General features: G+C 63.8%; 17 protein-coding genes. 9 read left to right on the top strand and 8 right to left on the bottom strand.

The window, feature by feature from the left end; all coding sequences use genetic code 11:
• Positions 1-3 precede the first annotated feature (3 nt).
• The gene (locus QX039_RS03470) at positions 4-729 is read right to left on the bottom strand and encodes a hypothetical protein (protein WP_315771458.1); all 726 of its coding nucleotides are present in this window, start codon (positions 727-729) and stop codon (positions 4-6) included.
• Positions 730-789: 60 nt separating this feature from the next.
• Here QX039_RS03470 and QX039_RS03465 point away from each other — a divergent pair, with 60 nt between their 5' ends.
• On the top strand, positions 790-2,340 hold the full coding sequence (locus QX039_RS03465; protein WP_409998850.1) for a flavin-containing monooxygenase: 1,551 nt from the start codon (positions 790-792) through the stop codon (positions 2,338-2,340).
• A gap of 232 nt (positions 2,341-2,572) precedes the next feature.
• Here QX039_RS03465 and QX039_RS03460 read toward each other — a convergent pair whose 3' ends face one another.
• Positions 2,573-3,028, bottom strand: coding sequence for a MarR family winged helix-turn-helix transcriptional regulator (locus tag QX039_RS03460; RefSeq protein WP_315771708.1), 456 nt, complete (start codon positions 3,026-3,028; stop codon positions 2,573-2,575).
• Positions 3,029-3,129: 101 nt separating this feature from the next.
• Between QX039_RS03460 and QX039_RS03455 the strand changes: the two genes are divergently transcribed.
• From QX039_RS03455 to QX039_RS03445, 3 genes are all read left to right on the top strand, one after another.
• Positions 3,130-5,052 carry an FAD-binding monooxygenase gene (locus QX039_RS03455; protein ID WP_315771456.1) on the top strand — a complete coding sequence of 641 codons (1,923 nt, stop codon included), beginning with the start codon at positions 3,130-3,132 and terminating at the stop codon, positions 5,050-5,052.
• A gap of 136 nt (positions 5,053-5,188) precedes the next feature.
• The gene (locus QX039_RS03450; RefSeq protein ID WP_315712872.1) at positions 5,189-5,434 is read left to right on the top strand and encodes a PilZ domain-containing protein; all 246 of its coding nucleotides are present in this window, start codon (positions 5,189-5,191) and stop codon (positions 5,432-5,434) included.
• 85 nt (positions 5,435-5,519) lie between these two features.
• Positions 5,520-6,389: a tetratricopeptide repeat protein gene (locus tag QX039_RS03445; protein ID WP_315738962.1), complete on the top strand. Its 870-nt coding sequence runs from the start codon at positions 5,520-5,522 to the stop codon at positions 6,387-6,389.
• Between the two features lie 82 nt (positions 6,390-6,471).
• Here QX039_RS03445 and QX039_RS03440 read toward each other — a convergent pair whose 3' ends face one another.
• Genes QX039_RS03440 through cpaB form a run of 4 tightly spaced genes read right to left on the bottom strand, consistent with a single transcriptional unit; the run spans position 6,472 to position 10,810 of the window.
• Positions 6,472-7,740 carry a CpaE family protein gene (locus tag QX039_RS03440; RefSeq protein ID WP_315771455.1) on the bottom strand — a complete coding sequence of 423 codons (1,269 nt, stop codon included), beginning with the start codon at positions 7,738-7,740 and terminating at the stop codon, positions 6,472-6,474.
• A complete protein-coding gene (locus tag QX039_RS03435; protein ID WP_315771453.1) occupies positions 7,737-8,474 on the bottom strand; it encodes a CpaD family pilus assembly protein in 738 nt (245 codons plus the stop codon). The genes QX039_RS03440 and QX039_RS03435 overlap by 4 nt, the downstream gene beginning before the upstream one ends.
• Before the next feature lie 33 nt (positions 8,475-8,507).
• Entirely contained in the window at positions 8,508-9,977 is a 1,470-nt protein-coding gene (locus tag QX039_RS03430) for a type II and III secretion system protein family protein (protein ID WP_315771451.1), read from the bottom strand.
• 17 nt (positions 9,978-9,994) lie between these two features.
• A complete protein-coding gene (gene cpaB / locus QX039_RS03425) occupies positions 9,995-10,810 on the bottom strand; it encodes a Flp pilus assembly protein CpaB (protein ID WP_315771449.1) in 816 nt (271 codons plus the stop codon).
• A gap of 671 nt (positions 10,811-11,481) precedes the next feature.
• Here cpaB and QX039_RS03420 point away from each other — a divergent pair.
• From QX039_RS03420 to QX039_RS03400, 5 genes are all read left to right on the top strand, one after another.
• Positions 11,482-12,174 carry a PilZ domain-containing protein gene (locus tag QX039_RS03420; RefSeq protein WP_315771447.1) on the top strand — a complete coding sequence of 231 codons (693 nt, stop codon included), beginning with the start codon at positions 11,482-11,484 and terminating at the stop codon, positions 12,172-12,174.
• Positions 12,175-12,349: 175 nt separating this feature from the next.
• Positions 12,350-12,505 carry a hypothetical protein gene (locus QX039_RS03415; RefSeq protein ID WP_315738952.1) on the top strand — a complete coding sequence of 52 codons (156 nt, stop codon included), beginning with the start codon at positions 12,350-12,352 and terminating at the stop codon, positions 12,503-12,505.
• Between the two features lie 223 nt (positions 12,506-12,728).
• Positions 12,729-13,658, top strand: coding sequence for an aspartyl/asparaginyl beta-hydroxylase domain-containing protein (locus tag QX039_RS03410; protein ID WP_316219506.1), 930 nt, complete (start codon positions 12,729-12,731; stop codon positions 13,656-13,658).
• A 410-nt stretch (positions 13,659-14,068) separates the two neighbouring features.
• Positions 14,069-16,108: an ATP-dependent nuclease gene (locus QX039_RS03405; protein WP_315773394.1), complete on the top strand. Its 2,040-nt coding sequence runs from the start codon at positions 14,069-14,071 to the stop codon at positions 16,106-16,108.
• A gap of 1 nt (position 16,109) precedes the next feature.
• Entirely contained in the window at positions 16,110-17,975 is a 1,866-nt protein-coding gene (locus QX039_RS03400; RefSeq protein ID WP_315773392.1) for an ATP-dependent helicase, read from the top strand.
• A gap of 1,030 nt (positions 17,976-19,005) precedes the next feature.
• On the opposite strand, the gene QX039_RS03395 is transcribed toward QX039_RS03400, so the two are convergent.
• Positions 19,006-19,707 carry a fumarylacetoacetate hydrolase family protein gene (locus QX039_RS03395; protein ID WP_315773390.1) on the bottom strand — a complete coding sequence of 234 codons (702 nt, stop codon included), beginning with the start codon at positions 19,705-19,707 and terminating at the stop codon, positions 19,006-19,008.
• A gap of 32 nt (positions 19,708-19,739) precedes the next feature.
• Positions 19,740-21,545 carry an ABC transporter ATP-binding protein gene (locus tag QX039_RS03390; RefSeq protein WP_315773388.1) on the bottom strand — a complete coding sequence of 602 codons (1,806 nt, stop codon included), beginning with the start codon at positions 21,543-21,545 and terminating at the stop codon, positions 19,740-19,742.
• Positions 21,546-21,576: the final 31 nt, after the last annotated feature.

Below are 21,576 nucleotides of genomic sequence, written 5' to 3'. Positions count from 1 at the left end.
GTCTCAGCGGCATGCCGCCACCGTGAACCACGCCATGCGAAACGCGCCATCGCCCAGGCGCAGGCACACGGTGTCGCCCGGCTGCAACCTTTCGTACAGCGCCTGCGCAACATGTGCATCGGTGGCTCTCGCGAACGGGCCCCACGGCTCGAGCGTCACCTGATGCGTGGCGAGCCGGCTATGGCCGAGATGCTTGGCGAGCACACGGCTGCGCAGCAGCGCCGGCGCCGAGCGGTCGAGCGCGGTGTTGAACTGGCCAAGCGCCCCGAACGCATAGGCGGCGACGAAGAGAGCGGCGAGCAGCAGTCGCCAGCCGCGGCGGCGGAGCTGGGTTTCGAACCGCGCGGCGACGATGAGGAAAATGATCGCGACCGCGGTCGCGAAGGCCGTCAGCGGCAGCCAGTCGACGAGGTTGATGTCCGACAGCGTGCGCGCGGCGAGCGTGCCGGCCGCCACGATGCAACCGGTGCCGAGATTGGCGCCGTAGCCGGAGCCGAGGCCGATGCGGAACCGCCCGGGAAAGCGCAAGGTGAGGATGAGCGCCAGCAGCGGGATGACGGTGACGACCGCGATCAGCTGGCCGGCCGGAAAGCTCGGGAAGAGCGACCAGGCTGCGAGCCCGATTGCGAACAGCGAAAAGCCCAGGGCGATGCGCTGCGACGGCGCACCACTGCCGTCCCGGCTGTCGCTGTCGCCGGGCCTGTCGTCGCGCGGGTGGGGAGCGTTCATCACCAGATCCGTATCGAGGGTGTTTCCCGCTGATAGCGAAGGAGGGTTGACCGACGACGAATGCGCCGGCGATTTGACAGCGACGAGCCGGGTTGCGACTGTCCGCAGCCAGAGCAAGAAAGCCGCACCAGGAAACGCCAGGAACACCTCATGTCAACAGAGCATGTCGACGTGCTGATCGTCGGCGCCGGACTGTCCGGCATCGCCGCCGCCTATCATCTGCAGCACAAGTGCCCGGGCAAGCGCTTCGCAATCCTGGAAGGGCGCGGCGCCATCGGCGGCACCTGGGACCTGTTCCGCTATCCCGGCATCCGCTCCGACAGCGACATGTACACGCTCGGCTATTCGTTCAAGCCGTGGACCGATCCGAAGGCGATCGCCGACGGGCCGCAGATCCTGAAATATGTCCAGGACACCGCGACCGATAACGGCATCGACCGCCACATCCGCTTCAACCATCGGGTCCGGCGCGCGTCGTGGTCGAGCGCGGACGCACGCTGGACCGTCGAGGCCGAGCGCCGGACGGAGCAGGGCACGGTCGAGACCGTGCGGATGACCTGCGGCTTCCTGTTCATGTGCTCCGGCTACTACCGCTACGAGTCGGGCTATCTGCCGGACTTCAAGGGCATGGCCGATTTCAAGGGCCGCATCGTGCATCCGCAGGCCTGGCCTGAGGATCTCGACTATGCCGGCAAGCGCGTCGTCGTGATCGGCTCCGGCGCGACCGCGGTCACATTGGTGCCGGCGATGGCGAAGTCCGCCGCGCATGTGACGATGCTGCAGCGCTCACCGACCTATGTGGTGTCGCGCCCGGCGCAGGACGCGCTCGCCAACAAGCTGCGCCGGCATCTGCCCCCTGGCCTCGCCTATCACCTGATCCGCTGGCGCAACGTGCTGTTCGGGATGTATTTCTTCCAGCTCAGCCGGCGCAAGCCGCAGCGGGTCAAGCAGCTGATCCTGGGCGGGGTGCGCGCAGCGCTGGGTCCCGATTACGACGTCGCCACCCATTTCACGCCGCGCTACAACCCGTGGGACCAGCGGTTGTGCCTGGTGCCGGACGGCGACCTGTTCAAGACCATTCGCGAGCAGCGCGCCTCGGTGGTGACGGCCGGGATCGAGACCTTCACCGAGCGCGGCCTGCGCCTCGCCGACGGCCGCGAAATCGAGGCCGATGTCGTGGTCACCGCGACCGGGCTGGTGCTGCAGGTGCTCGGCGGCATCGAGGTCGTCGTGGATGGCCGCACCGTCGATTTCGCGAAGACGCTCAACTACAAGGGCATGATGTATTCCGACGTGCCTAATCTGGCGGCGACGCTCGGCTACACCAATGCGTCCTGGACGCTGAAATGCGACCTCACTTGCGAATATGTCTGCCGTCTCCTGAACTACATGGACCGGCACGGCTATCGCCAATGCGTGCCGCACAATGACGATGCCAGCGTCACGCCGCTGCCGTCGCTGAGCTTCAGCTCCGGCTATGTGCAGCGCGCGGTCGCCGACCTGCCGAAACAGGGCTCGAAGCGGCCGTGGCGGCTGTACCAGAACTACGCCCTCGACATCGTCTCGCTGCGCTTCGGCAAGGTCGACGACGGCGTGATGCGGTATTCGTGAGGGCAGGGGGGCGTGCGGGTAAGTGTTTTATCGATGCCGCGCTCGCGGGGTCTCATGGTTCGAGACGGCGCGCTTCGCGCCTCCTTACCATGAGGATCTTAGATCTCGCCGCGTAACAAGTCCTCATCCTGAGGAGTCCGCCGGAGGCGGGCGTCTCGAAGGATGGCTACAGCGACGGTGTGAGCTCCAATTTATCCGATGCGAACGTCCGCCTCGCCTGGCGGAGCAGCGCTCACCGCTCCGTCGCAGCCCCGTCCCGCAGCGGCGCGCGGCTGAGATCGTTGCCGGCGGCGATGGCTTTCTGGAGCAGGCGGGTCAGCTCGCTGGCCTCGCTCTCGCTGAGCCCACGCACCATCAGCCGCTGCGCGGCTTCGACCGCCGGCGTGATCGCCGCCAAGGTGCGCCGTCCCTCGTCGGTGATCCGCAGTTCGCGCGAGCGCCGGTCGCGGGTGCTGGCTTGACGGAGCACGAGGCCCTTCTGTGCGAGCCGGTCGATCACGCCGGTGATCGTGGTGCGGTCATAGGCGATCAGGCCAGCGAGCGTGATTTGGTCGATGGCCGGGTTGGCCGCGATCGCGGCCAGCGCCGCGTATTGCACCGGCGTGAGGTCGAAGCCGGCCGCTTCAACCTCCGCCAGGAACACCGCCACGGCGATCTGCTGAAACCGGCGTGCCAGGTGCCCCGGCATGTCCCGCATCTCGGTCAATTCGAATCTCCTGTCACCAGCTTGACAAGCATACTGATGATCAGCATACTGATCAATAAGGAACAGCGAGGGAGGGTGGTCACGTGCAGTTTCATCTCAACGGCTTCCAGCCGGGCGATCCCGAGATATTCGACGCGGCCGAACGTGTGGCAAGCCAGGGTGCGCAAGGCGCGCTACCGGGCGAAACCGATGTCCTCATCGTCGGCTGCGGCCCGGCGGGCCTCAATCTCGCCGCCCAGCTCTCGGCCTTCCCCGACATCAAGACCTGCATCGTCGAGCAGAAGCCGGGCCGGCTGCTGCTCGGCCAGGCCGACGGCATCGCCTGCCGCACCATGGAGATGTTCCAGGCCTATGGTTTTGCCGAGAAAGTGCTGAGGGAAGCGTGCTGGATCAACGAGACCACGTTCTGGAAGCCGAGCGACCAAGACAGCAAGCATATCGCGCGCAGCGGTCGCGTGCAGGACGTCGAGGACGGCCTGTCGGAGATGCCGCATGTCGTGCTCAACCAGGCTCGGGTCCACGATTTCTTCCTGGACGTGATGCGCCGGTCGGTCGCGAAGCTCGAGCCGCACTACGCGCGGCGACTGCGTGATCTGCGGATCGATCCGGCCGCAGGCGTCGACGCGCACGGCGTGACCGTCAGCTTCGATCGCATTGATCCGGCGCATGAAGGCCAGGTGGAGACGGTGCGCGCGCGCTACGTGGTCGGCTGTGATGGCGCGCGCAGCGTCGTGCGCAAGGCGATCGGCCGCGAGCTGCACGGGGATTCCGCCAATCATGCCTGGGGCGTCATGGACGTGCTCGCCGTGACCGATTTTCCCGACATCCGCTTCAAGTCGCTGATCCAGTCCGCCAAGGACGGCAGCCTGCTGGTGATCCCGCGCGAGGGCGGCTATCTCGTCCGGCTCTATGTCGAGCTTGCCAAGCTCGAGGTCGGCGAGCGCGTGGCGGGGCGCAACATCACCGTCGACGAAGTGATCGCCAAGGCACGGCGCATTCTCGCGCCATATACGCTCGAAGTGAAGGAGGTCGCGTGGTGGTCGGTCTATGAGATCGGCCAGCGCATCACCGACAAGTTCGACGACGTGCCAGAGGCCGAGGTCGCAACGCGGCTGCCGCGCGTGTTCATCGCCGGCGACGCCTGCCACACCCACAGCCCGAAGGCGGGGCAGGGCATGAACGTGTCGATGCAGGACACGTTCAATCTCGGCTGGAAGCTCGCCGCCGTCCTGGGCAAGCGTTGCGCGCCGCAGCTCTTGCACAGCTATTCGGCGGAGCGGCGGGCCATCGCCCAGGAGCTGATCGATTTCGATCGCGAATGGGCAGGAATTCTTGCCTCCGCCGCCAAGCAGGGCGGCGCCGACGCGGCCAAGACCCAGGACTATTTCGTCCGTCACGGCCGCTACACGGCGGGCACCGCCACGCACTATCGACCCTCCGTTCTCACCGGCGACGACACCTTCCAGCCGCTCGCCGCCGGCTTCGTGATCGGCAAGCGCTTTCACTCGGCGCCGGTGATCCGGCTCGGCGATGCCAAGCCGGTGCAGCTCGGCCATGTCGTCCAGGCCGACGGCCGCTTCCGCATCTTTGCGTTCGCGGCGGCGGAGGATCCAGCCGCGCCGGAGTCCGCCATCCGCCGCCTGTGCAAATTCCTCAGCGAGGATTCGGCATCACCCGTGCGCCGCCACACCCAAGCGGGCGCCGACATCGATTCCGTGATCGATCTGCGCGCGGTGTTCCAGCAGGGGCATCGCGAGCTCGCGATCGAACACATGCCGGAGCTGCTGCTGCCGCGGAAGGGGCGTTACGGCCTCATCGACTACGAGAAGATGTTCTGTGCCGATCTGAAGAGCGGCCAGGACATCTTTGCGATGCGCGGCATCGATCGCGCGGCGGGCTGTATCGTGATCGTGCGGCCCGATCAGTATGTCGCCGACGTCCTGCCGCTCGACGGCGTCAGGAGGCTGTCGGCGTATTTCGACGGCGTGCTGCTGCCGGTCCGCTGAGGCACGCCGATGGTAAACGAAACCCAAATCCGCCCCTCGGATTTCCAGGCTTTGCGCTAGTCAGATCCCAAGGTTTCCTTGCTACAAACGAGGTCTCCGGAATGGACGATTGAGTGGGTGAGACGTCGAAATGTTGATGTTGGCGAACCGTCGCAAGAGTGAACGTCGGCTGTGCAGGAGGATCGCGAAGATTCACTATGGCAATGGCAGCCTGCCGCGGGACTGCACGGTCACGGATATTTCCGACGGCGGCGTCAAGGTGATCGCCGAATTCGTCGAGATTCCCCCGCAGTTCACCATCGTCTTCGCGCCCGACCACCAGCGCAAGTGCCGGCTGGCCTGGCGCATCGGCTGCGAGTTCGGCGCCGAATTCATCGATTGAGGCGGGCCGGCCGCGCCCGCTTAACGGGACCTTAGGGTTAATCTGCCAGCGTGCAGATCATCTGGTCCCGAAGTAGTTCAGTTGCATGCGTACGCGGCCCCTTCGCTCTCTCCCTCTGCTCCGGCCGGCCGCGTTCGCGCTGTCGTTCACGGCCGTGCTGCTCGGTCTCGGCGCCTGCCAGACCACCGATCTCAGCGAGGTCACGGGGGCACTGGGCGGCAATCCCGAAAAGAGCCGCGCGGCCGCCGCCGACCCGCGCGCCGAGATCGATCAGCTCCGCGAGCGCTTCCGCGCCAATCCCAACGATCCCGAGGTGGCGCTGCGCTATGGCAGCGCCCTGCGCGGCACCGGCCAGCGCTCGCAGGCCGTCGCCGTGCTGGAGCAGGCGAGCATCGCCAGCCCCGGCAACAAGGCGCTGCTGGCGGCCTACGGCCGTGCGCTCGCCGACAACGGCAATTTCCAGCAGGCGTTCGACGTGCTCAGCCGCGCGCATTCGCCCGAGGATCCCGACTGGCGCATCCTGTCGGCGCAGGGCGCCACGCTCGACCAGATGGGGCGCAACGAGGAGGCCCGGCAATACTACATGACGGCGCTGAAGATCGCCCCTGACGATCCCTCTGTGCTGTCCAATCTCGGCCTGTCCTACGCGCTCTCCAACGAACTGCCCAAGGCCGAGGAGCAGTTGCGCAAGGCCAGCGCACATCCCGATGCCAGCCCGCGGGTCCGGACCAATCTCGCCGTCATCGTCGGGCTGCAGGGCCGGATGAGCGAGGCCGAGAGCATCGCGCGTTCAGGGCTGCCGCCGGAGCAGGCCAATGCCAGCGTCGCCTATGTGAAGCGCATCCTGGAGCGCCGCAAGATCGCGCAGCGCGAGCTGTCGCCGCGCCGCGACCGTCCGGTGGCCGGCGAGCCCGACAAGGCGCTGGCGCGGGCGCTCAGCCGGTCCGACGACTAGAGCATGATCCGGAAGAGTGGAAACCGGTTTTCCCTCGCGACAAACGCCAAAGGCGTTTGCGCGGAGATCATGATCTAAGGCGCTATTTCGCGCCGAGAAGTTTCGCGATCGGCGCCAGCAGCGAGCCGCGCTGCGGCTTGTGGTCGATGCGCCCGGTGAGCCGGTTCGCGATGTCCTGGAACAGCTTTGGCGTGCGACTCAGCCCCGATATCTCCGCGATCATCTGGCCGTTGTTGGCGGCGGTGCCGAACAGCTTGCAGTCGAACGGGATGATCGCGACCGGCTCGGCCTCGACGGTCTTGGCGAAGCGCTTCAGGTCGATCTCCGGCCGCTTGGGCATGCCGACCTGGTTCAGGCAATACAGCGGCGGCCGGTCGTTCGGGCGCGAGGCCTTGAGCACGCTCAGGAGATTCTTGGCGTTGCGCAGATTCGCCAGATCGGGCTCGGCGACCACGAGGATGTCGTCGGCATTGATCAGCGCATGCCGCGTCCAGGCCGACCATTGGTGCGGCACGTCGAGCACGATGCATTGCTGGGTCATGCGCAGGGTGTCGAAGATCGCGTCGAACGCATCGGCGCCGAAATCATAGACGCGGTCGAGCGTCGCGGGGGCGGCGAGCAGGTTGAGATTTTCGGTGCATTTGGCGAGCAGGCGCTCCATCAGCGCCGTATCCGGCCGGTCCGGCTGGAACACGGCGTTGGCGATGCCCTGCAGCGGATCCTGGTTGTAGTCCAGTCCCGCGGTGCCGAACGCCATGTCGAGATCGATGACGACGGAATCCAGCGTCAGGTCGCGCGCCATGCTCCAGGCGACGTTGTGGGCGACGGTGGAGGCGCCGACGCCGCCCTTGGCGCCGACCACGGCGATGATGCGGCCGGTGATGACGGCCTCCGAGGCCGAGAACAGGCTGCAGACCGACCGGATCACGTCGATGGTCTCGACCGGGCCCATCACATAGTCGTTGACGCCGCGCCGGACCAGCTCGCGATAGGCGACGCCGTCGGACGGGCTGCCGATCAGCACCACGCGGGTGCCGGGATCGCAGACGCTGGCGAGGTCGTCGAGGCCGCCGAGAATGTCGCCGCCGGGCCTGGTCTCGATCAAGATGACGTTCGGCGTCGGCTGCGAGTGATAGGTCTCGATCGCGCGCGGCATGCCGCCCGCCTTGATCGTGATGTGCGCCTTGCCGAGCCTTCGGTCCTGGCTCGCCGCGAGGATCGCGGCCGAGGTCTGGTCGGTCTCGCAGAATGCCTGCACCGAGACGCGCGGCACCGGCGCGATGTGATCGTCGAGGGCCGGGCCGGTGGGGCCGGGCTGCTCATCCTGGCTCTGACGGGACGCGTTGATCATTTGCCTGTATCGCTGAGCTTGGCCTTGTCTGACTCCGGATACGCCACCGCCGTCGACTCGCCCTTGCGGTACTTCTCGAACAGCGCGGAGCGGCGCGGCGTGTAGGCGGCCATCTCCGAGCGCGGCTGCTCGAGATCGGCCGGGTTGTCGATCATCGCAGCGAGATTGCGCTGCGTGGCGCAGCCGAAATTCTGATAGTGCTGGTTGCTGCTGTAGCCGGGATTGTTGATGTTCGGCCCGAGATCGTCCGGCCACAGCCCGCAGGGACCGGCGACGGCGGCGATCTTCGGATAGCTCAGCCGGATGACGGCGAGCTGCCGCGGATCGTCGGGCATGGTGTTGCGCATCGAGATCGCGTGCGAGGGAACGCCGCCGGCGGTCAGCACGGCGCGGATCTCGCGATAGGCGTCGGCCGCGGCGCGCGCATTCGACGTGCCTGCCGGCACCTCCGCCATGATCCCGCCGGTGCCTTCGCGCAGCCATGAGCGCGCGAGCCCCGCGACGTCCACGCGCTGCTGGTAGGTCAGGCCGCCGCGTCCGCTGCCGATGAAGACGACGGTCGACTGCCGGCCTTCCTCGATCGCGATCGGATGGCGGATCTTGTAGTCGTCCGGGATCGTCGCGACGACCTCGCCGGTGGTGGTGTTGCAGGCGCCGAGCGTGAGCGCCAGCCCCGCGATGGCGCCGATCCGGCGCAGCGTGCGTCCGCCGTCTGGTATGGATGTTGCCGACATGATCGTTCCCCCGTGCCCCGTCGTCCCGCAATCTCAGTCGATGATGAAGCCGAAGCCGGCCGGCTGCCCCGTGGCCGCGTCGACCCTGGCGGCGATGCCGTACAGCCGGTTCATGCGGCCGAGCAGCGCCGACTCCGAGTCGGTGGCCGGCGCGAAGCCGTCGTCCGGACGCGACAGCTCCTTCTGCGCCACGGCGCGCACGACATAGGGCGTCACCAGCACCATCAGCTCGGTCTCGTTGTTGACGTAGTCCTGGCTGCGGAACAGCTGGCCGAGCACCGGCAGCTGATTGAGCCCGGGCAGGCCGTTGATCGCCTGCTTGGTCTGGTTCTGGATCAGGCCGGCCATCGCCATCGAGCCGCCGGAGGGGATCTCGACCGTGGTCTCGGCGCGGCGGGTGCGGATCGCGGGGATCGTCACCGACGAGGTCGAGGCCGAGGTCAGCGCATACGACACCGTGATCGCATTGTCGTTCGACAGCTCCGACACCTCGGTCATCACCCGCAGGCTGATGCGTCCTTCGCTGAGCACGACGGGGGTGAAGTTGAGCGAGATGCCGAACTTCTTGTAGGTGATCGAGGTGCTGCAGACCCGCGTGGTGGGATCGCAGGAATAGCCGCCGGGAATCGGGAATTCGCCGCCGGCGATGAAGGTCGCGGACTCGCCGGAGATCGCGGTCAGATTGGGCTCGGCCAGCGTCTTGGTCACGCCCGCCGTCTCCATCGCGCGCATCGTCGCCGAGACCGACGACAAGCCGCCGCCGGTGGTGGAGAGGCCGTTGGTGCCGACCAGCGACCTGCCATAGGCGGTGAACGGGTTGGTGTTGTTGAAGTTCACGACAGCGGTGCCGTAGGTCATGCTGGCGCTGAGATCGATGCCGAGCTGCTTGACGATCTCGCGCCGGACCTCCGACACGTTGACCTTCAGCATCACCTGATCGCGGCCGCGCACGACGATCGAGTTGACCACCTTGTCGGCACCGCCGACGAGGCGAGCGGCGATCTCGCTGGCCTGTTGCGCCTCGACCGGGCTCGACACCGATCCGGTCAGGATCACGCCCTCGCCGACGCCGTCGATCTTGACGCCGGGAATGCTCTGGCTCAGCGCCTGGCGCACGCCGTTGAGATCGCGCTTGATCGCGATGTCATAGGCCGCGACCTGCTGTCCCTCGCCGTCGAAGAACACGACGTTGGTCTGGCCGACCGCCGCGCCGATGATGTAGGCGCGCCGGGCCGAACGGACGACGGCGTTGGCGACCTTGGGATCGGCGACCAGCACGTCCTTGACGTCCTGCGGGAAGTCGACGACCACGGACTTGCCGATGCCGAGCGAGAGGAAGCGAACCTTCGACGACCCGACCGACACCACAGGCGTCTCCAGCCTGTCGTCAGCCGCCTTCACCGGCGTCAGCGCCGGATTGAGCGCGAGGCCGATCACGGCCGATGTCGATAGCGCGCGGACGACCCACGTCCCGAATTTCGCGCGTTGATGCCCACCCATCATCTTCCTCGTCCTTTCGGTCACTTCTGCGCCGTGAGCGAGCTCGTGATCCCATAGCGAATGATCTCGATGGCGCTGCCCCGTCGCGCCATCTGCTGCTGCTGCTGCTGCATCTCGGTCTTGTTGCCGTCGGCGGCGTTCACGTCGGCGATGCTGCGCAGCGCCAGCGCCAGCGAGCCGGCCTGTCGCGCGCGTGCCAAAGTCTCGGCCTGCTCGGGCTTGAGCTCGAGCGTCACCGTCTTGCCGACGACGGTGTTCTGGCCTTCCTTCTCCTTCGGCGCCTGGTCGATCGCGAGCACGCGGACGTTGGAGAGAATGATCTCGGAGCTGACGAAGTCGGCGGCACCGGGCTTGTCCGGATTCTTGTCGCGCTTCGACAGGATGACGTCGACGCGGTCGTTCGGCAGGATGAAGCCGCCGGCGCCGGTCTCGGGCGATATCTCGGTGGAGATCGCGCGCATGCCTGCAGGCAGGATCGCCGCCATGAAGCCGGAGCCGTCCGCCTTCACCAGCTTCTGCTCGCGGATCGGCTCGCCGATCACGAACGGCGAGCGGGCGATGGTGCCGACCAGCTGATTGGCCGCCTCGGGACGGTCGCCGCGCCGGATGAAGATGTTGCTCGCGGCCTCGGGCCAGGTCTGCCAGATCAGGTCGCCGGGCTTGATCGCCTGACCGAGCCCGATGTCGTTCTTGGCGACCAGCACCTCGACCGTCGGCAATTGCACGACCGGCGCCGCCGGCGTCTGCCGCTGGCCGTCGGAATTGCTGACCAGATAGGCCGCAACGCCGCCCGCGCCGAGAGCGATGGTTAACACCACGATGCGTGCGGTCATCATACGCGTGACTACTTTGCTTACTCATACGCCTGGGGCGACGCGCGAGCCGACTGACAGCCGTTCCCCTCACTTACGACTAAGCGGCAATAGTATATGCGAAATTGAACAGCATAGGCGGCAGCCGCTGCCGTGCGGACCGATTGCGCAAGTGGTGAACAGGTTGTTAGCGAGCAAATAGCGAAACGACACGAACGTGTTAGCTGTTTGCTGGCAGCGCGGTTGCGCGCGCTGATAGTTGCTCACCCGATTGAATGAAATTGTGAGTTGCAGTCGCGCCTCGGTGGCCGCGCGTTAGGATGAATCATTGACTAATCACGTTGAACGCGAACGCACGCACATCGTGAGACGGTGTGCGTCGTGACGCGATCGCGCCGCGGCTGATGCGATCAGCCGTTCGTGCTTGGGACGAACACGTGCCGCGCCCCACCGTAATCTGACGGGCCGGCATTTTCAGAAAGCGGAAACGGGTTGGACATACGATTCCGTTGAGCGGGATTTCCGTTTCGGATTCAGATTTCCTCAAGAATTTGCGCGCACGGTCCGGGGCATGGCGGCTTTGCCCATTTCGAGTTAGTTCGACCGAAAATGCACGCAGAAATTGCAACAGGCATATCGTGCCTCGGCGGGGGCCGGGCCATCGGGGACATCATGGGTTCGAGGGGAGACGTGCAATGTCGGTTGCTCGATTCCTGAAGCAGCGCGCGGTCAGGATTCAGACGGTCGGGTCCTACACGCTCTCGAACTGGTATTCCCCGGAAGGACGGCTGCGATCCTTCGCCTGCCGCACCACGCGGGTGTCGCCGTTTCGCGCGCTACTCGAGGTGCCCGTGGTCGGCAAGGTCGGCGATCGTCTGACCTCGTATTTCCGCGACTTCGGCAAGTTCGAAGGCGAGATCAGCGACACCGTGCATGGCGGCTTTCTGCTCGAGCTGGAGATGACGCGCGCCGAGCGCGCCAAGCTCGCCGAGAAGCTGGTCTGGCTGGAGAAGAAGCAGAAGGATCCGTCGATCCGCGACTCCCGCCGCGATGCGCGCTTCGTGCCGAACTCGCCGCATTCGGCGCTGACGCTCGCCGACGGCCGTTGCATCCCGTGCTTCGTGATCGATGCCTCGATGTCGGGCGCGGCGGTCTCGGCGGAGATCCAGCCGGAGATCGGCACGCCGCTGGCGGTGGGCAGTTGCATCGGCCGCGTCATCAGGCATTTCCCCAGCGGCTTCGCCGTCCGCTTCGTCGACCAGTTGGCCGGCGCCAACGAGCTCGAACGGCGGGTGATCACGCCGCCGGCGCGCCCGATGCGGCGGAAGCTCGTGGCCCACGGCGATGACCGCCTGATCGGGGCGCCCGAGGACTTCTTCCTGGTGTGACGGCGGCGCTCCTGCGGCGTTCGACGGCGGCCGCTCCGGCCTGCGCGGTTTTGCGTATGGAGCGAAGGCGGGAAGCGCGGCATGGGAACTGGCGGCCGTCCGCACGGTTAACGCGATGTTAATCGGCATCGTGACAGCTTGCGTTGCCGGGTGCATTGCCAGGAGGACCAGTCCCATGGAGGCCCAGAAGACCGCGGTGGATGCCATCGTCGTCCTCACCGGCTGCGACCGCGACGCGGTGGCCGTCTTCATCCGCCGCATGTATCTCGCCGGCGTCCGGGACCCCAAGCGGCTGACCTTCAAGGGCCTGCAGGAGCTGACGCGGGCCTAGCGCGATCGCGAGCCGGGGCCGGCGGCTGTTGCAGCCGGGTCACGCCGCAGAACTTTCAACCCCGATTCCCGTTCACAACCCATGTGCGAAGGGATGCGGCCGGCCGCGCTTGCGGCTAAATTGAGGCGCTTGGCCGGCATCAGAGCACCATCTGAATCCTCGCCCAGAAGGCGACACGGTTCTGCGCAACACGCTCTGAGCGGCCGGATCATGGGTCCCGGACATGCTCAGACAGCTCTTCGCGCCACAGCTCATCGGCCTCTACATCCTGATCGGGGCCACCCTCTACGTCCACTTCCGCGGCAAGCAGCGGCTGCGCTTCGCCCGCCAGCTCGGCGACCACTCGACCTATCTCGCCCCCTACAACGTGCTGATGTATGCCGGCTCGGCCGTGCCCAACACGCCGGTGATCCCGGTCGAGCGGTTTCCCGAGCTGAAGACGCTCACCGACAATTGGCAGGAGATCCGCGAGGAGGCGGTACGCCTGTTCGACGAGGGCTTCATCCGCGCCGCCGCCGCCAACAACGACTGGGGCTTCTACTCGTTCTTCAAGAGCGGCTGGAAGCGCTTCTATCTGAAATGGTACGACGACTTCCTGCCGTCGGCGCGCACGCTGTGCCCGAAGACGGTCGAGCTGCTCAATTCGATTCCGAACGTCCACGGCGCGATGTTCGCGATGCTGCCGCCCGGCGGCAAGCTCGGCGCCCACCGCGATCCGTTCGCCGGCTCGCTGCGCTATCACTTAGGGCTCGTCACGCCGAACTCCGACAAGTGCCGTATCCTGGTCGACGGCGTGCCCTGCGTCTGGCGCGACGGCGAGGCCTTCATGTTCGACGAGACCTTCATCCACAGCGCCGAGAACTTAACCGAAATCAACCGCATCATCCTGTTCTGCGACGTCGAGCGCCCGATGAAGCTCGGCTTCATCGCCGCCATCAACCGCTGGGTCAGCCACCACATCGTCAAGGCCTCCGCCACCCAGAACGTCGAGGGCGAGCACGTCGGCGTGCTCAACAAGGTGTTCGGCAAGCTGTATGAGTTTCACCTCGCCACGCGCAAGGTGAAGGCGTGGAACCGGACGGTGTACTACACGGCGAAGTACACGCTGACGGTGGCGATCGTCGGGGCGATCGTGGTGTCGGCGTTTCGGTGAGGGGGGACAGAGTAGGGCGGATTAGCGGAGCGTAATCCGCAGTTGATGCGTCGCGCATGGATGGCAGGTTACGTCTACGGCTAACCTACGGCTTTCTAATGAATACCTGATAGTTTGGAGCGCGCACTCGGCGTGATCGAAGGGTTACGTCTGCTCTATCACGTTCGCGGCCAAGTTCGTGCGGCAATGCAATATATCACCCTGCTCATAGCAATCGGTGGGGTTAGCTTCTTTGCAGGAAGGCACGATCCAGTCCGAATCGGTCGGCCACCCTATCTCGCGCTTATCCGGCCTTTTCAAATTCTTCCTATATCATATCGCGTAAACGAGCACCAATATGGGGGACGATCCCCGATTTTGATAAGCGTCATGCAGCCTATGATTGAACGTCTTGGAAGGATACGCAATAGTTGATCCGGGCTATTTCCGGCCGATGCGCGAATGGCACGATGCATATTGAATCTGTAAAGCTTCAAAATTTCCGCTGCTTTGGACCAACCCCCGTCGAAGTTTCGTTGGGTAGAGACCTGACCGCTCTGATCGGCGCAAATGGTGCTGGCAAGAGTGCATTTATCGAGGCGCTACGGCGGGTCTTTGGAGTGACCCGAGACGAGCGTACCCTAAGCCGAGCGGATGTACATTTCGGACCGAATGAAACGGCTGAAGATGTTGATAGCCGCGAGATCATCATAGACGTGGTGTTCGCGTTTCCAGAATTGGCGACCGGAGGGGCAGAAGCTCTCAATACGATCCCAGATGTGTTCCGGGTAATGACCGCAGCTGCCACAGGTCAGCCCCCTAAAGCTCGGATGCGATTGGAGGCGCTTTGGAAGCGAGGTGAAAGCTTTGTCGATGAGATCGACGCCGCTCTCTACTGGGTTCTGACACTTGGCGAGGTCGCATTTGGCGAGGATGGCGGCGCCGGCTTGGATAAGCAACGCGTCAGCAGTTCGGACCGCAACAGAATTCAACTCGTCTACGTTCCTGCCACTCGGGACGGGGCTGCCGTAACTCGGCATGCTCTACGCCAGCTTCTCCGGCGTATTGAACGCAGTGGTGATTTCGGCAATGACACCGAGAGTGACATTCAGGAAATCAGCGAAACGCTCCAAGAAACAGTCGATGACCTTCCCGCTTTGAAATGGGTTACCGAACGACTAGCAGCGAATTGGGGCTTATTGCATAGCTCCGCCCATTTAAAAACACCACGTTTCGTAGTGATTTCGCAGGAGTTTTCGCAGCTTCTGCGCAGCTTGACAGCACGACTTTCACCAATGCCGGATGGACGAGAGCGTGGTCTTGAAGAACTCAGCGAGGGTCTCACATCGCTCTTTTTTCTAGCGTTGGCCGCAACGCTCGCTCAACTTGAAGCAGAGCTTGCTAAATCGCCACCGCCGGAGGGCTTCACTGCGCTTGATGTCTCGCCTCCAGCACTTATCATCTACGCTGTGGAAGAGCCTGAGAATCACTTGGCGCCGTTTTATCTTTCGCGTCTAGTCAACCTTCTTACTGAATTGTGCTCTGGTCATCAGGCTATGGGCCTTATTACGAGTCATGCGCCGAGCGTGATGCGCCGCATCGGTCCTGAGTCGGTTCGACATTTCCGCCTTGATCCGACCTCATTGACAACAAAAGTGAACGCCCTCCGACTTCCTGATGATGACGACGAGGCTGAAAAGTATGTGCGTCAGGCAGTCCTCGCGCAGCCGGAACTCTATTTTGCAAGTCTTGTTATCTTAGGAGAAGGAGACAGTGAGGAGATTATTGTTCCGCGAATTGCAAAGGCGCTGGGCGTCGATCTCGACCCTTCATTCGTTGCATTTGCCCCTCTCGGCGGTCGTCACGTCAACCACTTCTGGCGACTGCTCGATGATTTGGATATCCCTGTTCTAACGCTTTTGGATTTCGATCTCGGGCGGCATGGCGCGGGCCCACTCCGCCTGAAGTACGCCTATGATCAACTTATGGCGATTTGGGATCTCCCCCCGCCGCGAAATATTCGCGGAAATCCGGAGCAGATGGCCTATTGGCGAAGCCGTGGACAAAAAGGCATTCGACTATGGCGTCGTTGGTTGGCTAAGCAAGGCATATTGTTCTCATATCCTCTTGATCTCGATATGATGATGATCCGCGCTTTCCCAGATGCTTACGGTGTCGCAGACGCCGACCAGTCCGATGATGAAGATAAGCTTGAAGCCTCGGTATTCGGGAAGGGAAATGGGCTTGACGACTATGACGAGAAAGCTCCAGCGGACGATCGGCCATCCATCAATGAACTCGTCACGTACGACAAGCTTTTCAAGAAGCGCAGTAAGCCGGGATCGCATTTGAAGGCAATAGCTGAACTCTCAGATGAAGAACTTCGTGACGGGTGCCCAGACCCTCTCAAGCAGCTGGTAAAGAAAGCAGCCAAAATCCTGAGCAGCCTTACTGGCAGAAAAGAGAATTGAAGTGGTTCGCCTCATACGCCCCGAAGATTGGCAACCGAGCGACGGGATACGCCTAGAGGACGCAGCGCACCGCGTCGTGACCTCCGCCGGGAACAAAAGCGTAATTGCAGGGCCGGGTTCCGGGAAAACAGAGCTGCTGGCCCAGCGTGCTCTGTATCTACTTCAAACCGGCCTCTGCAAATCACCACAGCGGATTCTAGCGATAAGTTTCAAACGTGATGCCGCCAAAACGCTGAAGGAGCGTGTATCGCGTCGGTGCTCGCCGGAGCAATCGCGGCGGTTCGATTCCTACACGTTTGATGCGTTTGCCAAAAGTCTCGTCGACCGATTTCTTTCTGTCGCGCCAGAATGGTGCAGGCCACCTCGTGACTATCGCATTGTCTTTCCGCACCGCAACGAGTGGCTGGACTTTCTGCGCGGTGTAAGGCCACCTGCTGAATTTGGCGGCAATGCCGCCGCTCATGCCCTTAGCGGTGAACAAATCGAACGATGGGGCCCGCTACCGTTAGAGCCCGATCCGCAAGATGCACTTTCCTGGGTGGCGCGCGAGTGGTGGCGCGTCAGCATTGCGGGCCAGCGGCCTAGCTTAACCTTTGCCATGATTGGACGCTTGGCAGAAGCAATTCTTGCTCACAATCCGCAGGTTCTAAGAGCTTTACAGCTTACTTACTCACATGTGTTTCTTGATGAGTTTCAGGATACAACCCGCGCACAATTCCGCTTCGTGCTAACGGCCTTTTCGCAGGCTACAGCTGCATTGACTGCCGTTGGGGATACCAAGCAGCGAATAATGACCTGGGCCGGTGCTGAAGCCGAGGTGTTCGCATGGTTCGAGCAATATTTTAATGCCGGCCGCGAGCGACTGCAGTTGAATCATCGCTCTAATCGGCGCGTCGTCCAAATCATCAACGATTTGGTCCACGCCATTGAGCCAGACGCGGTTGATACCTCCTGCGCCCGCCCTGACGCTACTATTCCAGAAGACGCTGCTGCCTTCTGGATTTTCGACACCGACGAAGAAGAGAGCGCAAGGCTAGCGGATGTGATTGCAGCAGACATTGAGGGCGGCCTGAGACCGGACGACTTTGTGTTGCTTGTACGCGCTCGGGCTGATGAAGCCGAGACGCGTTTGCGAGATGCTTTTGCAGCTAAGGGAATTAGGCTTCGCAATGAGGCTCGCTTAATCGGCGGGATTGGCGTGCAGGAGCTGCTTTCTGAAGAACTTGTTGGGCTGATTATTGGTCTTGTACGGCTCGCAGTCGGAGTGCGCGGTCATGATATTTATACTGCAGTGCAGGAATCGCTCGGTGCCATCTTGGGAATTGATTTTGAAAACGCCGCCGATACTAAGCGATTAGACATTTCACTGCGCGATATAGTCACGCGCATTAAAGAGCACACAGATGGGCGATCCGCGGAAGCCGATATGGAATCGCTCATTGGGGGAATCGTGGATGAGTTGGACGAAGCTCGGATTCGCCGGGTATTTCGGCAATACGAGAATGAGGACTATTTTGAGAACGTGCAGTCGGCGCTTGCCTTGCTTCTCGACGAGTACAAGGACATGTCTGACAGCTGGAAATCACTGATCGACGCCGCAGAGGGAATTGGTCAGGTCAAGCTAATGACGATCCATAAGAGCAAAGGCCTCGAATATCACACCGTGATCTTCGTAGGGCTTCATCAAAACGCGTTCTGGGGTTATCGAAACAATCGCGAAGAGGAGACAAATGCATTTTTTGTCGCGCTCTCACGAGCTCGAGAAAGAGTCTATTTTACGCGTTCCAAACAGAGCGGAGACACAAGGCAGATCCAAGGGCTTATTGATCTCCTTGCCGGTGCAGATGTCCCATTTATCGAATTTTAGACCTACGGCCGTGGGTTGCTTGCCCCGACCGTCGGGCAAATCACGTGCCCATCCGAAACCCTGTCAAGTCCTTCCGCAAAACATAAAACGCTTGATGTCTTCGGCTAATCAGCATTATGGTCCACGCATCCCGTTGCACGGTAGGGGACGGTTCGCGGTCGTCACGGACGTTGGCAGCGGAGAGCGGTGGACGCGGGGCGGCGGCGTGTGATGAGCACGGACGAACGCTTGGCTCGCGGACGGCGAAGGCGTGTGGTTCTGATACTCCGATGCTAGTATTAACCCGGCGATGAAGCTCGCTTCGCGCTGGGGATGGTGGCCAGAAAGCCCGGTGCACCAGGAAGAGCGCGCTATAGCCTGTTAAAACCATCGCGCGGGGAAGGCCGGGTCTGTCCGGCTGTACCTGTGGTGACTGCCGCCTGCTTTTTTTCTGCAGGCGGGCCACGGGCCTCAGCCGAGGTCCGGCCTTCCTCGCGCCCTCCATTCTGAAGAGGGCGGGATCTGGAGCACAACTCGGGCGCGGGATGCGTCGCGAGACGGTGGATGCTCGTGTCCCTGATCAGCCCGATGCTGTTTGAGATTGTGGATCAGATGATGGTGCATGCCCATGTGCCGGCTGATGTCTTGTGCGGTCGTGCCGCGAGATTGCCGCTTGTGACGGGCCGTATGGTTCGAGACGCGCCGCAAGCGGCGCTCCTCACCATGAGGGGCGAGGTTATCGCCACGGAGGCGGTGAGCTCCCCTCCCCCTTGCGGGGAGGGGGTGGGGGTCTCCGGGCGTTGAACGATCTTGGGGTGCGATTTTTCTCCTCACGTGGCGTGAAGAGGTTGCGCCAAGTGTGCGTGCGCGATCGAGAGACCGGAATTTGGGGACCCCCACCCCCGACCCCTCCCCGCAAGGGGGAGGGGAGGCCACCGTCGGTGGGGCGGGTGGGGTGCTCCCTTCGGATGTCAGGCAAAGGAAAAGGCCGCGCTGGGCGCGGCCTTTTGACAGGTCTGCGGCGGTGAGCCGCCTTGCGAGGCGAGGCGGCTTACTTCGCCGCCGGGCCGATCGAGACCTTCAGCGTGCCGACGCCGTCGACGCCGCATTCGATCTTGTCGCCGGCGACCACCGCCGCGACCCCGGCGGGGGTGCCGGTCATGATGATGTCGCCGGCCGCCAGTTCGACCTGCTGTGAGAGCTTCCAGATGATCTCCGGCACGTTCCAGATCAGCTCGGAGAGGTCGCCGGTCTGGCGCTCGGTGCCGTTGACGGACAGCCAGATCTTGCCCTTCGACGGGTGGCCGATCTTGGCCGCGGGCACCACCGCCGAGCAGGGCGCGGAGTGGTCGAACGACTTGCCGACCTCCCAGGGGCGCTGCATCTTGCGGGAGGCGAGCTGCAGGTCGCGGCGGGTGAGGTCGATGCCGACGGCGTAGCCGTAGACGTGGTCGAGCGCCTTGTCGGTGGGGATGTTGAGGCCGCCGCTCTTCAGCGCGACCACCAGCTCGACCTCGTGATGCATGTCCTTGGTCAACGGCGGGTAGGGGATCACGGCGCCGTCCGGCTCCAGCATGTCGGCATGCTTGGCGAAGAAGAACGGCGGATCGCGCTCGTCATTGCCCATCTCGCGGATGTGCTCGAGATAGTTGCGGCCGACGCACCAGATGCGGCGAACGGGAAAGACGCCGGCTTCGCCCACCACGGGCAGCGACGGTTGCGGCAGGGCCGGGATGACGGTGGAGGCGCTCATGAAACGATCTCGGGTGCGGTGAAATGGGCGGGTCAGGAGGTGGCGGTCATGGGGATCACATTCGGCCCCATGTCGCGCTGTTGCAGGCGGAAGAACGAAGCATAGCGGCCGCCACGGCGCAACAGATCGTCATGCCGGCCGCGCTCGACGATCTCGCCGGCCTCGACCACCAGGATGGCGTCGGCGTTCATGATGGTGTGCAGGCGATGCGCGATGACGAGGGTGGTGCGGTTCTGGCAGAGATGCTCGATGGCCTCCTGCACCTGCCGCTCCGACTCGGAGTCCAGCGCCGCGGTAGCCTCGTCGAGCAGGATGATCGGCGCGTTGCGGATCAGCGCGCGGGCGACCGCGATGCGCTGGCGCTGGCCTCCGGAGAGCTGGGTGCCGTGCTCGCCGACCGGCGTGTCGTAGCCGAGCGGGAAGCTCATGATGAAGTCGTGCGCGCAGGCGGCCTTCGCTGCCTCGATGATCTCGGCCTCGGTCGCGCCCGGCTTGCCGAAGGCGATGTTGGCGCGGATCGAGTCGCGGAACAGGTAGACGTCCTGGCCGACATAGGCGGTCTGCTCGCGCAGGGAGCGGCGCGACACGTTCGAGATCGACTGGCCGTCGATCAGGATGTCGCCCGAGGTCGCCTCGTAGAAGCGCAACAGCAGCGCCAGCACCGTCGACTTGCCGCCGCCGGACGGGCCGACCAGCGCGGTGACCTTGCCGGGCTCGGCGACGAAACTCATGCGGTTGAGCACCGGCTCGTTGTCGCGATAGGCGAAGCTGACGTCGCGCAGCTCGATCCTGGCCTGCGTCAGCTTCAGCGCCGGCTTGTCGTCGTCAGGCTGCTCGCTGGCGGGGCTGTCGACCACTTCGAGCAGCATGCGCGCGCCGACGAGCTGGCTGTTGAGATCGATGTTGAGCCGCGCCAGCCGCTTGGCCGGCTCGGTCGCCATCAGGAAGGCGGTCATGAAGGAGAAGAACTGGCCGGGCGTGGCGTTGAGCGCGACCACGGCATAGCCGCCATACATCAAACAGCCGGCGACCGCGAAGCCGCCCAGCATCTCCATCAGCGGGTTGGAACGGTTGGAGACGCGGGCCATCTTGTTGGCGTTGCGCTCGACCACCGCGATGTTCTCGTCGATGCGGGCGCGCATCGCGTCCTCGAGCGTGAACGCTTTCACGGTGCGGATGCCCTGCAGCGATTCCTGCATCGTCTCGAGGATGTCCGCATTGCCGGTGAACTGGCTGTGCGCGAGGCCCTTAATGCGCTTCACCAGCTTGCGCAACACCAGCATGGCCGGCGGCACGACGACCAGGCCGAGCAGCGACATCCAGGGATCCTGCGCGACCATCACGGCGATCATGCTGATGAGCAGCAGCAGGTCGCGGCCGATCGCGTTGATCAGCATGGTCAGGACGTCGGTGATCGACTTGGCACCGGCGGTGAGGCGCGCGAGGAACTCGGACGAGTGACGCTCGGAGAAGAAGCTGATGCTCTCGCTCATCAGCTTGGCGAACAGCTGGCGCTGGTTGTTGGCGAGGATGGCGTTGGAGATTTTCGACAGGATGACGGCGTAGCCGTAGGTCGAGACGCCCTTGACGAACAAGAGGAGCACGGTGACGCCGGAGAGCACCGCGATGCCGGGGATGCTCTTGTCGACATAGGCCTTGTTGATGACCTGGCCGAGGATGTAGGCGGCGCCGGCGCTGGCGCCGGCCGAGACCGCCATCAGCGCGAAAGCGGTGAGATAGCGACGCCAGTAGAGGATGCCCTGTTCCATCACGAGGCGGCGGATCAGGATCGCGGCGCCATAGGGATCGTCGGTGATCTTCTTCGGAAATTCGGCCATTCTGGTCCCTGGCCGCCGGGACAAATCGCCG

The organism is Bradyrhizobium sp. SZCCHNR1043, from assembly GCF_032489675.1.
Lineage (GTDB): Bacteria > Pseudomonadota > Alphaproteobacteria > Rhizobiales > Xanthobacteraceae > Bradyrhizobium.
This window is presented reverse-complemented; position numbering and strand designations above follow the sequence as displayed.